Genomic DNA, 13,198 nt, shown 5'->3' on the forward strand with positions numbered 1-13,198 from the left:
GGATCATCTCCGTGGCCCCGCTTGCGTGTGGCTGGTGCCGAGAACGGGACTTGAACCCGTACGGGTTGCCCCGACCGATTTTAAGTCGGTTGCGTCTACCGATTCCGCCATCCCGGCCCGCCGAGAGCAGTATAGCGGGCTGTGCGGGGGACGCCATGAACAGACCCCCGCTTGGGGCGGGGGCCGTTCTGCTGGTGGAGGTGGAGAGAGTCGAACTCTCGTCCAGATTCCCCTCCGGCGTACATCTACGTGTGTAGTCTACCTTCTGGTTGTCGGGAACCGGCGGGCGAGCAGACACGCTTCCGGTTCCTTATTCCGATTTATTTTCGCCGTCACCTACCGGACATCGGTGGGGCTAGCCTTCTTTTATGCAGAGTCCAGGACGCCAAAGGCGGGGCTTCCTGGGTCTGGCTTCACTTAAGCAGCGAAGGCGAGGGTGTTGCTCTGGAACGCAATGTTGCGGTTGCCAGTTAAAGGGTTTGCCGCTTTTTAACGAGGCCAGCGGCACCTCGACACGCCGTATCACCTTCAGATGAACCTGTCGAAACCGGGTCACCCCCAGGCCTTTTCAGTATAGCAGAACAGCGCCGAGAACGTCAGAAAACTGTTGTGGAGACTTTCATACCGTGAGGGGGTGCTCCGTACGCTGCTGACCCTGACCCTGCTCGCCTCCACAACCCTCACCGACGCCCGTATGCCGGGCGAACCGGGCAGCAGCCACACCGCCCTGTGGTTGCGTCCGCCGGCCACCGCCGAGGCGCTGACCCGGACGCTGGTGGAGGCCAAACGTGCCGGCTTCAGCGACGTGCTGCTGGAAGGCTTTTACCACGGCCGGGCCGCCTGGACCTCGCAGGTGGCGCCGATGAAGCTGTCCTACGACGCGGTGGCCACCGCCGCCGAAGTGGCGCGCCGCGAAGGGCTGCACCTGAACGTCTGGTTCGAGACGCTGTACTGGAGGCCCGCCGAGCAGTTCGGGATTCCGGTCACGCCGCTGTGGCAGGATCGCTACGCCACCCGCACTGCGGCAGGCCAGGCGAGCCTGGAGCTCAGCCGGCTGGGCTTTGTCGATCCGGCCAGCCCGGAGGTGGGCGCGCTGCTGGAAGGGCTGGTGCGCGAGCTGGGACAGCAGTACCCGGATGTGGGCCTGCACCTGGATTATCTGCGCTACCCGCGCGAGGCTGACTTTGGCTACCTGCCGGCAGCGGTGGACGGTTTCCAGCGTGACACTGGCCTGGACGCCCTGAGCCTGCGCCGCACCGAGGCCGACGGGCAGCCGAGCACCCAGTGGCAGCGCTGGACCAGCTACCGCCAGCAGCAGATCACCCGGCTGGCGGACCGGCTGATCGGGGCGTACCACGATGCCGGCGGCGACGGCATGGTCAGCGCGGCGGTGTTCGGGGCCAGCGATCCGCTGCAGAACTGGCGCGGCTGGCACGGGCTGGACGCGGCCATGCCGATGCTGTACTACCCGGTCCTGGGGCTGTACCAGCTGGCCCGCTTCCGCTTCCCGCCGTCCGAGCAGGTCTGGCCCGGCATCGAGGTGGGGGCCGGACGGCCGGCCCTGCATCAGCAGCTGGACTATCTGCACCGGCTGGGCTACCGGAACGTCTCGGTGTTCGGCTGGACCCCCGAGAGCCGGCCGTAGCAGGCCCCACGGCTCGGTTGTGCCCCGCCTCCATCTGGCCCTGAAACGAGCAGCAGGATTTCGGACCGGGCCTCTTACGTTTCAGCCCGGTTGAGCGCTTCACCTGCCAAAGCAGAGCGACCCGGGACCATCGGCCCCAGGTCGCTCCATGTTCTGCAGTTCCAGTGTTACGGAGCCGTCTTGACCAGCTTGAAGTCTGTAAAGGCCAGGGTGTAGGCGTCGCCCTGCTGGCCCACAGCCCCCAGGATCTGCAGCTGGGCCGCGGGGTTGGTGACCGGCGAGGTGAAGGTGTAGGTGTAGGTCTGGCCGGTGGTCGTCAGGGCGGCGGTCTTGTCCAGGTAGCGGGCGTAGCTGCCCCCGTTCTCCCCGATCACCACCGCCACGGTGCGCGGCGAGGTGCTGTGGCCCTTGAAGGTCAGGGTGTAGCTCTTGCCCTGCTCCAGCGGCACGCCCGTCTGGTTGAGCTGAACGTGCCAGTTGTTGGCCGGGTTGACGTGCGCCACCGCCAGCTGCAGTTCACCGTTCTTGACCGTGCTGGTCAGGCCGCTGCTGCCGTCCTCCCAGGTGCTCCAGTACGAGGTGCCGGCCACCCCGGCGATGCCCGGGACCGCCGGATCGTTCTGGGTGAACGACGGGTTGTAGATCAGGTTGCCGTCCGGCAGCGGCGGGCGCACCTGCACCACGGGCGCGTCTCCGATCTGCTTGAGCGACACGTTGTCAATCCAGACCTGGCCCGCTCCGGCGGCGCCCAGGTTGAATTCCAGGCGGGCGGCGGTGTCGGTGGTGGCGGCCATGTCGAAGGTGAAACTGTGATGCTGGCTGGCGGTGGTGGTGAGGGCCACGTCCTGCTCGCCGGAGTACGCGGCGAATCCGCGCGTATCGCCGCCGCCCACCTTCACCATCATGTGGCGCGGAGCCGACGCCCAGGCATCGAAATCCACCTGGTAGCGCTTCTGCTGCACCACGTTGAGTCCGTCCTGCCGCACCTGCACCGCGTAGTTCACGCTGCCCGGCTGGGTGATGTCCACCTTCAGGCTGTGGCCGGCCGCCGCGTCGTTGCTGAGGGTGAACTGCTCCCCCTGATTGGCCTGATAGACCGTCCAGAAGCTGGAGTTGCTGACACCTGCCAGCGTGGTGGCCGTAGGGTTGGCCTTGACGTACTCGTTGCTGGCGTCCCACTCGAAGGAGGGGTTGTAGATCAGGTTGCCGTCCGGCTGGGCGGGACGGGCCGGATCGGTGCTGGGGGTCCAGGGGTAGGTCATGGTGGGGCGGGGACCCGACGTCACGCTTCTCGTCCGGCAACGCCGACCAGCGCACGTAGTCCACCTGCATCTGACTGACGTCCGGCGTGCTGGCGTCGGGGTTGCCGCCGAAGTTGCCGCCCACCGCGAGGTTCAGCAGCAGGTAGAACGGCTTGTCGAAGGGGGCCGGCCAGGCGGCCAGATCGCCCTCCCCTTTCGGCGGCGCGGCCTTGCTGCTCCACCACGCGGTCTTGGTGGACGTGACCTGACCGTCCACCAGCCATTTGATCTCGCCGTTCTTCCACTCCAGGGTGTAGGTGTGCCACTGGTCGATGGTGCCGGCGTCCGGGAAGGTGAACTCGTTGCCGCTGCTCGTGTTGTTCGGCCACTGGCCGCCGTAGTGCAGGGTCTGCCACAGCTTGTTGGTCTGGCCGCCCTTGGCCTCGGTGATGTCGATCTCGCCGTTCGCCGCCCAGGTGCCGTAGGTGTTGTCCGGCACATCCTCCGGCAGCATCCAGATGGCGGGCCACAGGCCCTTGCCGGCCGGCAGCTTGGCGCGGATCTCGACGCGCCCGAAGGTCCGGCTGAACTTGCCGGCGGTGCGAATGCGGCCGGAGGTCCAGCTGTAGGTCTGGTCGCTGCCGCCGGTGGCCTTGTCGCCCTTGAAGCTCTCGCGGCGGGCCGTGATGATCAGCTGGCCATCCTTGACTGAAACGTTTTCAGGGCGGTCGGTGTAATACTCCAGCTCGTTGTTGCCCCAGCCGGGCAGGTTCACCACGTCACCGTTGCCGAACTGAAAGCCCCACTTGCTGGTGTCGAGCGCCGTGCCGCTGAATTCGTCGTTCCAGACGGTCCCGGCGGGCTTATCCACCACCGGCGTGGCGCGGGAACCACAACCGGACAGCCCCAGACCGCCGGTCATGAGCAGTGCCGCGAGCCAGAAATGCTTCTGCATACGTCCTCCTGAGCGCAGCGTTGAGCCGCGCCGCTAATTTGGGATGGCTGCAGCCTAACAGGCTTTGAAAACGTGTTCAAGCAGCACAGGGGCCTGCATAGAAAGATGCCGTTCAACCAGGCATCGATCTTTTGGGCTATATCGATGTTCAGAGATTGTCCAGGCCGCAGCCAACTTTGTTCTGGCACCCTGCAGGCCAGCCCTGCCTCTGGAAAACGTTTTCAGTCCTGCTATGCTGCAAGGAACATATGCAGAACGGTTCAGCCAGGCGGCCGGTAACAGTGATTGAGGTGGCGCAGGAAGCAGGCGTCTCGCCCAGCACGGTGTCCCGGATTCTGAACGGCAGTGCAGGCGTCGCCGCGGACAAGAAACGGGCGGTGGAGCAGGCCGTGGAGCGGCTCGGCTACCGGCCGAACATGATGGCGCGCCATCTGGTGCAGGGGAACTCGCGCACGGTGGGCGTGCTGACCCAGGACATCGCTAGCCCCTTCTACAATGACGCCATTCGTGGCATTGAGGAAGGGCTGATGCCGCACGGCTACTCCCCGCTGATGATCAGCGGCCACTGGCACAGCGAGCAGGAGGGGCACGCCATCGAGCTGCTGTTGGGACGGCGGGTGGAGGCGCTGATCGTGCTGGGCGGGAGCGTGCCCGAGGCAGAGCTGCACGACGTGGCCGCGCGGCTGCCGGTGGTGGTGCTGGGCCGCCGCATCGAGCGGCCCGACTTCTCCGGATTCAGTCTGGTGCTGGACAACTTCGGGGGGGCGCGGCGGGCCACCACCCACCTGATTCAGCTGGGCCACCGCACCATCGGACACATCATGGGCCTGCCGGAGCACGCGGACGCCCAGGAACGGCTGGCCGGCTACCGGGCCGCCCTGGAGGACCACGGCCTCCCCTGGGACAGCAGTCTGGTGGTGCAGGGCGACTTCCGCGAGGCGTCTGGCCTGCTGGGAATGCAGCGGCTGCTGGAACTGGACCGCCCGCTCACGGCGGTGTTCTGCAGCAACGACCAGATGGCCTACGGAGCCCGGCTGGCGCTGTATCGCCGAGGCATCCGGGTGCCGGACGACCTGTCGCTGGTGGGCTTCGACGACCTGCCGGGGTCGTCGTACAGCACGCCTCCCCTGACCTCGGTGCGCCAGCCGGTCCACGACCTGGGCCGCCGGATGGCCGAGTTCGTGCTGGCGCGGCTGAACGGGCAGACCCCGGCGCTCCCCGAGCTGGAACTGGAGCTGGTGGTGCGCGAGTCCACCGCGCTGGTCCGGGTCAGCCCGCTGCCCCGACCGGGGCCGTCCTCCGTCCGCTGATCGGGGCATTGCTCAAGCTCGGAGGAACTGCCGCCGCAGGTCCGGTAAAGGCCAGGGCCGATTCTTCTTGTTCGGCTCACGCCAGCGGCCCGTAGGCTGAAGCCATGTCTCGGGCCTTTGTGAAGGAAGATGGAGGCGGACGCTGGGAAGCGCCCGCAGCCGCCCGGCGGTACCGGGCCAGCCTCAAGGGTGAGCGTTCGGCGGTGCACGAGTCGGACGACCTGCTGGATGTACTGCGCTGGCTTGCGGAGCGGGAGCGCGGGGAATACGAGCTCCACGACTGGACCGGGGCGCTGCTGGCCCGCGCCTGAGCCACCCGGAACCCGGACGCGGGTGGCCGCGTATCCGGCAACGTGACCCCTGACGCACAGACCCCGGCCAAGAGCCTGAGAGACTTTCTGCTGGACACGGCGGAACGCGACCGCCCCGGCGAGGTGTTCGAGCTGGAGAGCAGCAAGATGCTGGAAGTGAAGGTGCGCGGGCGGGTGTGGAGCAAGCTGGGCGCGATGGTGGCGTACAAGGGCAACCTGAGCTTCCGGCGCGAGGGCATGCTGGAAGGCGGGCTGATGCGGGCCCTCACGCGGGCGGTGTCGGGAGAGATGGAGCCGCTGGCGAAGATCGAGGGGCAGGGGGTGTGCTACCTGGCCGATCAGGGCAAGGACATCACCATCATCAACCTGCAGGGCGACAGCCTCAATGTCAACGGCAACGACCTGCTGGCCTTCGAGGACACGGTACGCTACACCATCACCATGCATCGCCGGATTGCCGGAATGGCTTCGGGCGGACTGTTCAGCGTGCTGGTACAGGGACAGGGTATGGCCGCCATCCTGAGCCATGGGCACCCGCTGACCCTGCGGGTCACGCCGAACGAGCCGATCTACACCGACCCCAACGCCACCATCGCCTGGAGCGGGCACCTGCAACCGCAGCTGCGGATGGACGCCAACCTGCGCACCATCTTCGGGCGGGGGGGCGGCGAGACGCTGCAGATGGTGTTCCAGGGCGACGGCTTCGTCGTGGTCCAGCCGTACGAGGAATTCGATCAGGGCCTGGGCGGACATGCGGACCAGCAGGGCAAAAACGGCATTGGCGGGCTGGGCGACCTGTTCGGCTGAGCGGAATCGTCGAGCGTTAGGGGGCAGACGGCGTGGAAGGGGTGACGGCGGGTCCGGCTCCACTGCCGCTCTCGCCGTCCTGGAACTCGCCCGATACCGGCCCCAGCGCCACCACCGAACCGGTGTCCAGGTTGTAGCGGATCACGCTGGCCGTGAGCGTCTGGTCGCTGGTGGCGGAGCTGGCCGGCTGCTCCTTGCTCCCACGCAGGATCGCCACGTTGGCCGCGTCGTCGTACTCCACCCGCTCGGCGCGGCTGGTGCGGGCGCCGTCCTTAAGCACCACCCCGCCGACCAGCGTGGTGGTCTCGTTGTCCACGTTGACCTCAATGCGTTCGCTGGTGCCGCTCAGGGTGCTGTCCGTGTTCTGGCGTGAGAAGGTGATGGGGCCGTCGATGCGGGCCACGCCGTCCGACTCGTCATACACCAGCCGGCTGCCCTCCAGGGCGGTCTTGCCCTGGGCCACATGCACCGTGTCGGCGGCGACCTTGGGGGTGGCCTCCACCTCGCAGCGGCTCAACTGATCCGTCTTGCCGTCCGGGGCCTCGTCCAGATAGCGGGCGGTGCCGGCGCTCATCTCGATGTGGCCGTCGCCGCCCTCCTGCTGCGTGACCACCGCCAGCGGAGCCACGATCACGTTCTTGTCGATGCTGACCCGGATGCCGCCCGCCCCGCTCTCGCTGAACACCGAGATGGTGGGCGTTTCAGGCGGGTCGTTGTCCTGCGGGCCGCAGTTGGCAAAGATGCCGGTCTCGTCGCTGCTGCCGGTCCGCACCACCCGAATGATGTGCGTCTTGCCGTCCTTGGCAGTGCGGGTCAGCTGGACCGAGGAACCCTCATCTGCGGCCGGCGCGTCGCTGGGGGCAGACGGAGTGCTGGGCACGGCGGCAGGGGCAGGCGTGGAGGGTGACGCGGCCGGCGTGCCCTGCGCCAGTGCCAGCCCCAGCAGCAGCGGCGCCAGCAGCCACGGCCCGGCGCCTGTACGTGATGTTGTGGGTCTGCTCTGCCGCACCGCTGCTCCCTCCGGCCGGGTCACGGCCCGGCCCGCTCGCCGCTCAGTTTACCCTGCGCTGCCGGCCGTTACTCGCCGTTCAGCTTGAACTGGGCGACCGGAATCTGGAATCCCGCGTCCAGCGAGCGCACGCGGGCCAGGTCGGTCCGCTGCTCCAGCGCGCCGGTGGCGCGGGCCCGGACGGTGGTGCCGTTCTTGCTGTCCACGCTCACGGCGTTGCCCACCACATAGGCCACGTTCTTGCGGTCGTCGTAGTAGATGGCGTCGCCGGTGGTGGTGATGGTGCCCTGGGTGAGCTTCACCTTCCCGCTGACGTACAGCAGCTTGCCCTTGGTCAGGATGCGCGCCTCGCTGCCCACCACGTTCAGTTCCTTCTGCTTGCCACTGGCGGCACGGCTGAGCGTGGGGTTGCCGGTCAGCACGCCCAGCTCCTTGCCCTCATCGAAGACCACCTTGTCGGCGTGGCCGGTCTGGCTGCCGCTCTTGAGCTGCACGTCGCCGGTGCTGGTGCTCACGTTGTTGTCCACGTCCAGGCTCATCTGGCTGGCCCCGATGTTCACCACGTCGTCGCCCTGCTTCTCCGGCGTGAACACCGCGCTCGGCTGCCCGGTCAGCACGCCCTGACCGCTGGCCTCGCTGTAACTCAGCTGGGCGCCGCGCGCCGTCAGGCGGCCACGGGTCACCGTCACGCCCCCGGCGAAGTCGGCGCTGCGCTTGCCCTCGGCGCTGCTCATGCTGGTGCCGGCCGGCGCCTTGAGCACCGCGCGCGGCGCGCTGATGCTCACGGTGTTCACGGTGGCCTTGACGGCCGCGCCGTTCTTGCCGCTGTAGCTGTAGGGGCCGTTGCGCAGGTCACCCTGGAACTGTGCGGCGCTGTCGAAATGCAGCACGCGGGTGGTGGCCGCCGCGGCCAGGGTGGTGCCGAGCAGGACCGAACCCAGCAGGGCGAGGCGGTTCAGGGAAAGTGTGTTCATGGAAACCTCCGGTGAGCCCGATTCTGCCTGCGCTGCCTGACAGCAGCGTGACGGACCGGCTCATGTGGCTGGGAGAAATGGACGCGGTCAGGGCGCCTTTCTGGGAATGGCCTTGCCGTTCAGGCATTCAGCGGTGGGGGTGGAGTAGACCTCGCCGCCCTCGCGCTGACTGCCGCTGGTGTTGCTCAGGTCAAAGTTGGCCGACATGTCGTCGTACTCCAGCCGGAGGCTGGGCGAATCCACTTTGACGTAGGGGCCGAAGAAGCCGCCCTGCTGGTTGATCATCACCTGCTTGCTGCCCACCGAGCGCATATCAAGCGAGATGCAGTCGGCCACCACATACAGCCGCGCCTGACTGGTCCGCAGGTTGCTGTCCTTGTCGATGATCAGCTGGCTGGCGCTCAGGGTCAGGTCGGTGCGCTCGGTGCCGTCGGGGTCCTGCACCACCCGCTGGCCCTGCCCCAGCCGGTCCAGGGTGTTCTCGTCCAGCTCCGGGTTCACCCGCACCTGTCCGGCCTCGAAACGCCAGACGGCCTTGGGGTCCTGGGCCGGGTACAGGCTCAGGCGCACATGCTGCAGCGTCACGCCGGAGCGACCCAACTCGGCGCCGGCGGGCAGCAGCGAGAACACCAGCCCGAAGGCCAGGATGGCTGCAAGGAGAACCGCACTGACCCGGAGCATGCGGGCATGATAGCGGCGGCGGTTCATGAGAGTGCTGAAGTTTTCGGCGTCGGGACTCTGTTAGCCTGCCGGCATGATCGACAGCCACTGCCACCTGGATTACATCGAGGACGCCGAGGCGGCGCTGGGCGAGCAGGGATTGACCGGCGCCGTTTGCATCGGGGCCAGCCCGGACCACGCCCGGAACGCCGTGGCGCTGGCGGCCCGCCATCCGCAGGTGTGGGCCACCGTGGGGCTGCACCCCACCGACGCCGCCGAGCACGACTCACGCGAGGCTCGCACCGCCATCGAGCAGCTGAGCCTGGAGCCGCAGGTGGTGGGCATCGGGGAGTCGGGGCTGGACGACTACTGGGCGCAGGACCAGCGCGCCGCCCAGCAGGCCAGCTTCGAGTGGCAGCTGGACCTCGCCCGGCGGCGCGGCCTGCCGCTGGTGATTCACACCCGCGACCGGGACGGCCAGGATTCGGCGCACCAGGGCGTCATCCAGACCCTTCGCAGCCAGGGGTCCGGGGTCGCGGCCATCCTGCACTGCTTCAGCGGTCACAGCGGCCTGCTGGCCTGCGGGCTGGAGCGCGGCGACTACTTCGGGTTCGCGGGCAACCTGACCTACAAGACGGCCCAGCCGATCCGCGACGCCGCCCTGCAGGTGCCGCTGGACCGGCTGCTGGTGGAAACCGACGCCCCGTTCCTGGCGCCGGTGCCGAAGCGTGGCCGTCCCAACCGCCCCGGCTACGTGCGCTACACCCTGGCGTTTCTGGCGGAGTTGCGGGGGATGAGTGAGGCCGAGCTGGAACGCATCACCGACGAGAATGCCCGGCGAGTCTACCGGCTGGCGTAGGCCCGACAGAACAGGGGCGGAGGGCGATGGTATGCCCTCCGCCCTCCGCTTCTGCCCGGCTCAGTCGCTGGCTGGCACCAGACCGTCTGGCCCTCTGCCCTCCTGCGACTCCTTGCGCCGCCTGCCGCTACGGGTGCGCTCGAAGCGGTAGAACACGCTCGGCACCACGTAGAAGGTCAGCAGGGTGCTGGTCACCACGCCGCCCAGAATCACGATGCCCAGGCCGCGCCGGAACTCGGCGCCCTCGCCGTGCCCGAACACCAGCGGAATACTGATCACCAGCACGGTCAGGGTGGTCATCAGGATCGGGCGAAAGCGCAACTGGGCGGCCTCGATCAGCGCCTCGCGGATCGGGAGCGTCTGCATCCGCTCGGTCACGAACTCCAGGTACAGGATGCTGTTCTTGGTGGCCAGTCCCAGCAGGATCACCATGCCCAGAATCGTGATGACGTCCAGGCTGGTATGGAAGGCATACAGCGCCCACACCGCGCCCACGATGGCCAGCGGCACCGGCAGCAGCAGGTAGAACGGATAGCGGAAGCTGTTGAACTGCGAGCCCAGTACCAAATAGGTGAGCAGCACCGCCAGGATCAGCACGATCGGGCCGTAGAACAGCAGGTCGCCGGTCAGGCCCGCTGACCCGAAAGCGCTGGCGTTGCCCAGGTTGACTCCGTTCTCCAGCAACCCGGCCGCCTTGACCCGGTCCAGCAGCGTCTTCTGATACGCGAACGGGCTGGGCGCGCCCGGCTTCAGGTTGATGTCCAGGGTCGCGGTGTAGGCCTTGTTGTAGCGGTTGAGGGTGGCCGGCGCCTGCTGAAGCCGGAAGCTGCCCAGGCTGCTGAGCGGCAGGTTGGCGCCCAGCGCCTGCGAGTAGACCGTCTGCGACAGCAGGTCCTGGGCGGTGGCGAGCTGCGCCGGGTCCGCCTTCACCACGATGTCGACGCTGTTGTCGCCGTCGCGCAGGGTGCCGGCGGTGGTGCCCTCGTTGTAGCTGCGCAGAGCGCTCGCCAGGTCCGAGGTGGTCAGGCCGCTGCCGGCCAGCCGCGAGGGGTCCGGAATGAAGTTGCGCTCCTGGCGCGTCTCGGAAAGGCTGCTCTTGAGGGTGGCCAGCTGCGGGTCCTGCGAGAGCAGCGCCACCACCTCACGGTTGCGCTGCACCAGCAGGCTCTGGCTGGGCGCGGTGAGCGCGAGGCTGATGTCGGCGCTGCCGCCCGGGCCCTGCTGCTGGGCCGCCACCACCAGGTTGCTGCCCGGCGCCCCGGCCACCAGCGGGCTCAACTGGCTGCGGTAGCGGTCCACCAGCGCGTCCACGCCGGCCCGCTGGTCCTTGGGAATCAGGGTCACGTTGAGTGTGCTGCTCTGGGCCGACACGCTAGTGGACACCAGCTTCACTTCCGGCTGCCGCAGCAGCTGCGCTTCCAGCAGCCGGGTGCGGCGGTCGGTTTCGGTCAGGCTGGTGCCGGGGGGCAGCGTCAGCGACACGCTCAGGGCGCTGTTGTCGGATTTGGGCGTGAAGGCGAAGCCCACCCCGCGCAGCGGCACCGCGATGCTGACCAGAAACAGCAGGCCCAGCCCGATCACCAGCAGGTTGCGCGGCAGCGCCCAGGCGACCGAGCGGGCGTAGGCGCTCGACAGGCGTTCCACTGCGCGGTTGGTGATGCCGTGCAGGGTACCGGTGATGGCCTCCAGCAGGCCCAGCAGCACCTGCAGCAGGTAACGCACCATAGCCAGCACCAGCGGGTACAGCACAGCAGCCACGAACACCAGCGGTCCCGTCTGCCGGCTCAGGACGGCCAGGAGGCCCAGGTACAGCGCCAGCCCCAGCAGGCCCCAGGGCCGGTAGAAGTTGCGCAGCGCCCAGCGCAGGATGGCCGGGAAGCGGCCCAGCACTCCGCCGAACTCGCGCCAGCCGATCGGCTCCGGGTCGGCGGTGTAGGCCATGCGGACGGTCAGGAACAGCAGCGACTCCAGCCAGCTCAGCGTGATGGCGGCGGCCAGCCCCAGCCCGAACTGCCGGAAGAACTGCCCCAGGATGCCCGGCATGAAGCTCAGCGGAATCAGCACCGCCAGCAGCGAGAGGCTGGCCGCCGTGACCGCGCTGAACACCTCCGAGCCGCCCAGCAGCACGCTGCGCACCAGCCCGTGCCCCTCATTGCGGTAACGCTGCACGTTCTCGGCCACCACGATGCTGTCGTCCACCACGATGCCGATGGCCACGATGATCGCCAGCAGCGAGATGATGTTGAGCGTGAAGCCGAATAGCCCGTAGATCAGCGGGGCGGCGCTCACCGAGATGGGAATGGCCAGAATCACCGCGAACACGGTGTTCAGCCAACCCAGGAACAGCAGCACCACCAGCGCCACCGCCAGAATGCCGATCAGGAATTCGCGGAAGGTGTCGTTCACGGTGGCGCGGGTCACGCGGGTGGTGTCCTGGGCGGCCAGCAGCTGGTAGCCCTGCGGCAGCGGCACCTTCTGTGCTGCGGCCCGCACGTTGTCGGCCACCGAGACCGAGTTGCTGCCCGACGCCTTGCGGATCTGCAGCAGCACCGCCGGCTGCCCGTTCAGGCGCGCGTAGCCGCTGGGCGCGGCGCTGGTGTCGCGCACGTCCGCCACGTCCGAGACCTGGGTGCCGCTGGCCGGGTCCACCAGAATCTGCTCCACGTCGCTAAGTTTGGTGGGGGTGCTGCGGGTGGAGAAGCCGATGTCGTTGCCGTTCTGCTGCAGGCTGCCGGCCGGCAGGTCCAGCGCCGAGGCCTGAATCGCCTGAATCACCCGCGCCGGGCTGAGGTTCAGGCGCTGCAGCTGCTGCGGGTTGAGCAGCACCTGAATCTGGCGCTCCGGACCGCCGCTGGTGCTCACGTCGGCCACCCCAGACACCCGCTCCAGCAGCGGCACCAGCGTGTCGTCGGCGTACGCGCGCACGCTGCTGAGCGGCTGCGCCCCGCCCAGCAGTGCCAGCGTGATGATCGGCTGGGCGTTCGGGTCGAACTTCTGCACCACCGGCGCGTCGGCCCCGCTCGGCAGCGTGCCGCGGATGCCGGCCACCGCCTGACTCACCGCGTTGGCCGCGCTGTCGATGTCGGTGCCGTTCTGGTAGGTGATGATCACGGCGCTGCGGCCACTCACGCTGGTGCTACTGATGTCCGACACGCCGCTGAGGGTGCTGACCGCGTCCTCAATCTTGCGGCTCACCTCGCGGTCCACCTGATCCGGGGTGGCGCCGCTGTACGGCGTCGAGATGGCCAGCACCGGCACCTCGAAGTTGGGCAGCAGGTCCACGCCCAGCCGGAACACGCTCACCAGCCCCAGCAGCACCACCGCCACGAAGACGCCGATGGAGAAGACGTACTGACGCACGCTGAAGGTGATGGCCGGGTTGAGGCGCGGTTCGTGCGCGGTGGAAAGGGGCTTGCTCATCTCACGC

10 protein-coding genes, 1 tRNA gene, 1 other RNA gene and 1 pseudogene are annotated in these 13,198 nt (G+C 68.1%); 5 read left to right on the forward strand and 8 right to left on the reverse strand.

Annotated elements, in window-relative coordinates:
* Positions 1-32 precede the first annotated feature (32 nt).
* Positions 33-117, reverse strand: a tRNA-Leu gene (locus ABOD76_RS06800).
* 75 nt (positions 118-192) lie between these two features.
* Positions 193-560, reverse strand: a transfer-messenger RNA (tmRNA) gene (gene ssrA, locus ABOD76_RS06805).
* Between the two features lie 74 nt (positions 561-634).
* Here ssrA and ABOD76_RS06810 point away from each other — a divergent pair.
* Complete coding sequence (locus ABOD76_RS06810; RefSeq protein ID WP_350244050.1) at positions 635-1,645, forward strand: family 10 glycosylhydrolase; 1,011 nt, start codon at positions 635-637, stop codon at positions 1,643-1,645.
* A gap of 167 nt (positions 1,646-1,812) precedes the next feature.
* Here the strand turns inward: ABOD76_RS06810 and ABOD76_RS06815 are convergent, their stop codons facing one another.
* Entirely contained in the window at positions 1,813-2,931 is a 1,119-nt protein-coding gene (locus ABOD76_RS06815) for a carbohydrate binding domain-containing protein (RefSeq protein ID WP_350244051.1), read from the reverse strand.
* A gap of 262 nt (positions 2,932-3,193) precedes the next feature.
* Positions 3,194-3,841: pseudogene (locus ABOD76_RS06820) on the reverse strand (glycoside hydrolase family 16 protein); the annotation flags it as partial.
* Positions 3,842-4,131: 290 nt separating this feature from the next.
* Here ABOD76_RS06820 and ABOD76_RS06825 point away from each other — a divergent pair.
* The 3 genes from ABOD76_RS06825 to ABOD76_RS06835 all read left to right on the forward strand — a co-directional run bounded on the left by ABOD76_RS06825 (position 4,132) and on the right by ABOD76_RS06835 (position 6,269).
* Complete coding sequence (locus ABOD76_RS06825; RefSeq protein WP_350244052.1) at positions 4,132-5,151, forward strand: LacI family DNA-binding transcriptional regulator; 1,020 nt, start codon at positions 4,132-4,134, stop codon at positions 5,149-5,151.
* A gap of 104 nt (positions 5,152-5,255) precedes the next feature.
* Positions 5,256-5,462, forward strand: coding sequence for a hypothetical protein (locus ABOD76_RS06830; protein ID WP_350244053.1), 207 nt, complete (start codon positions 5,256-5,258; stop codon positions 5,460-5,462).
* A gap of 42 nt (positions 5,463-5,504) precedes the next feature.
* Positions 5,505-6,269 carry an AIM24 family protein gene (locus ABOD76_RS06835; protein ID WP_350244054.1) on the forward strand — a complete coding sequence of 255 codons (765 nt, stop codon included), beginning with the start codon at positions 5,505-5,507 and terminating at the stop codon, positions 6,267-6,269.
* A 16-nt stretch (positions 6,270-6,285) separates the two neighbouring features.
* Here the strand turns inward: ABOD76_RS06835 and ABOD76_RS06840 are convergent, their stop codons facing one another.
* The 3 genes from ABOD76_RS06840 to ABOD76_RS06850 form a co-directional block, all read right to left on the reverse strand.
* The gene (locus ABOD76_RS06840; protein ID WP_350244055.1) at positions 6,286-7,278 is read right to left on the reverse strand and encodes an LptA/OstA family protein; all 993 of its coding nucleotides are present in this window, start codon (positions 7,276-7,278) and stop codon (positions 6,286-6,288) included.
* Positions 7,279-7,346: 68 nt separating this feature from the next.
* Positions 7,347-8,252, reverse strand: coding sequence for an LptA/OstA family protein (locus ABOD76_RS06845; protein WP_350244056.1), 906 nt, complete (start codon positions 8,250-8,252; stop codon positions 7,347-7,349).
* A gap of 87 nt (positions 8,253-8,339) precedes the next feature.
* Positions 8,340-8,933 carry a hypothetical protein gene (locus ABOD76_RS06850; RefSeq protein WP_350244057.1) on the reverse strand — a complete coding sequence of 198 codons (594 nt, stop codon included), beginning with the start codon at positions 8,931-8,933 and terminating at the stop codon, positions 8,340-8,342.
* A 73-nt stretch (positions 8,934-9,006) separates the two neighbouring features.
* Between ABOD76_RS06850 and ABOD76_RS06855 the strand changes: the two genes are divergently transcribed.
* Entirely contained in the window at positions 9,007-9,771 is a 765-nt protein-coding gene (locus ABOD76_RS06855; RefSeq protein WP_350244058.1) for a TatD family hydrolase, read from the forward strand.
* A gap of 60 nt (positions 9,772-9,831) precedes the next feature.
* On the opposite strand, the gene ABOD76_RS06860 is transcribed toward ABOD76_RS06855, so the two are convergent.
* Complete coding sequence (locus tag ABOD76_RS06860) at positions 9,832-13,191, reverse strand: efflux RND transporter permease subunit (RefSeq protein WP_350244059.1); 3,360 nt, start codon at positions 13,189-13,191, stop codon at positions 9,832-9,834.
* Positions 13,192-13,198: the final 7 nt, after the last annotated feature.

Source organism: Deinococcus sonorensis KR-87, from assembly GCF_040256395.1.
Taxonomy (GTDB): domain Bacteria; phylum Deinococcota; class Deinococci; order Deinococcales; family Deinococcaceae; genus Deinococcus; species Deinococcus sonorensis.